This is a genomic window from Isoptericola sp. NPDC056573 (assembly GCF_042793335.1).
Lineage (GTDB): Bacteria > Actinomycetota > Actinomycetes > Actinomycetales > Cellulomonadaceae > Isoptericola.
Genome location: NZ_JBHTUY010000034.1, coordinates 1 through 1793, shown reverse-complemented (window position 1 = coordinate 1793; position 1793 = coordinate 1). Strand labels below are relative to the sequence as shown.

Here is a 1793-nt window from a genome sequence, read left to right as displayed (position 1 = left end):
TCGTCTGACAGACAAACTGATGTAAATAATCATGTATCACAGCCAGCATGCCGAAAAACCGTCCAAACCGCGAGAAGAAAGTGCTCTTTATGATGCGGGCCACGGTATGCATGACAGAGGCACAAATAAAGGATGGATGAGGTCAAGAAGCTACTACACAAAAGCGACGAAGCGCCCCATTGTATCGGCGGCTGTTGTTGCCGGTGTAGTGGCTTGGGCTGCCGCCATACGATGCAGATAATCTCTGACCATAAGAAAAACCCATGCTGTTCCGGGACTGACCCCCGTTTTTGAGACAGGGATCAAAACACCTTTTAAACAGCCAATTGCCGATAATTTATCGGTGATTGGTTGTTTAGTTTCGTTTGAATACGAATATTGTTATAATAATGAATGTATTCTATGACAGTGCGTTCTACGATGGCGGTCGTGGTTCGATCAATGCTGTTAAGATAGAACGTTTCAGACTTTAGTGAGGAATGAAACGATTCGATGGAGGCATTATCAGCGGGTGTCCCTTTGCGGGACATGCTCATGGTAATGCCTTTTGTTTTAACAGCTTTCTGATACTCGTAAGATGTATACACAGATCCTTGGTCACTATGTAACACGCAGTTCTCAGGCAGTGTTGGCAGTTGATCAAGTGTGTGTAAGACAAAGTCTGTGTCCTGCTTATCTCCAATCGTAAAAGCAATCACTTCTCCATTATATACATCCAATATACTGGAAAGGTACAATTGTTTCTGTCCATAAGGCAAATACGTGATGTCTGTTACTAGTTTTTCAAGAGGATGATCAGACTGAAAGTTCCGATCTAATATATTGTCGACCACGGCATATGGCTGCCCATTCTTCTTGCGCTTTTTCACCTTAACCCGGCACTGCCACTGATTTTTCTGCATAATACGCTGAACCGTTTTATGGTTAATACACATTCTCTTTTTTAATATAGCTGTGATTTTTCGATATCCATATCGATACTGGTGCTCTCGGCACAACGTGCCGATTTGTTTTTCTAAATGGCGCTTGGGATGATCTTTCTTCAGATTCTTCTTCCAACGATAATAAGACGAGCGAGAGATACCTAAATGAATACAGATATCCTGCACGGTCATTGTGCTGTGCAATTCTTCTACAAGTTCGACTGACGTTTGGCTATCAACTTCCTTTCCAATTCGTTGTACTTTTTTAACACTTCATTCTGTTGTCTCAGATATCGATTCTCTGCCTGCAGTTTCTCTAATTCGGAAGAATACTCCGGACCTTTTCCATAAGTGTATTGCTTACCAACAGGCTGTTCAAATCGATGTGTATCACCAGCCTTATACCATCTGACCCATGTCTTAATCTGCGTATTATTTTTGATATTCAACTCCTGCATGATCTCTTTCATAGGTACGCCTGCCAATCTCATTTCTACAGCCTTCTGTTTCACTTCAACCGGATAACTCACTCTTGTCCCCATAGAAAAAACACCTCCAAGTCTAATTTCGGATAACAATCATCCGTATTCAAACTTGAAGGTGTTTTTATTTGTCTCATCTTATGGGGTCAGTCCCTCCAGCGGAACCATGGGTTTTTTAGCTGTTAATCGATAAAAGCCTTGTTCATACGCTGCAGCAGCTCGCCGAACATCTCTTTTTCCTGTGTTGACCATTCTTTCAGCATCTGTTCATAACGTTCAAGGCGCTTTTGCTGATCGGCTTTTAATAGTTGTTTGCCGAGTTTTGTAATGGTAAACAGGCTTACTCTCCCATCAGATGGGTCTGAGAAACGATAGATGAGCTCCTTTG

The 1793-nt window shown here is 42.2% G+C and carries 2 protein-coding genes; both read right to left on the bottom strand.

The window, feature by feature from the left end:
• Nucleotides 1-314: 314 nt before the first annotated feature.
• Nucleotides 315-1465 (bottom strand): IS3 family transposase gene (locus ACFQ8E_RS21995; protein WP_087614160.1). Its coding sequence is split into 2 segments (ribosomal slippage): nucleotides 315-1192 and nucleotides 1192-1465, totalling 1152 coding nucleotides; the frame shifts between segments, so codons are not numbered across the junction.
• Between the two features lie 122 nt (nucleotides 1466-1587).
• Nucleotides 1588-1793, bottom strand: a 206-nt coding sequence (locus ACFQ8E_RS21990; RefSeq protein WP_430552650.1) for a MarR family winged helix-turn-helix transcriptional regulator, incomplete at its 5' end; no start/stop codon positions are given.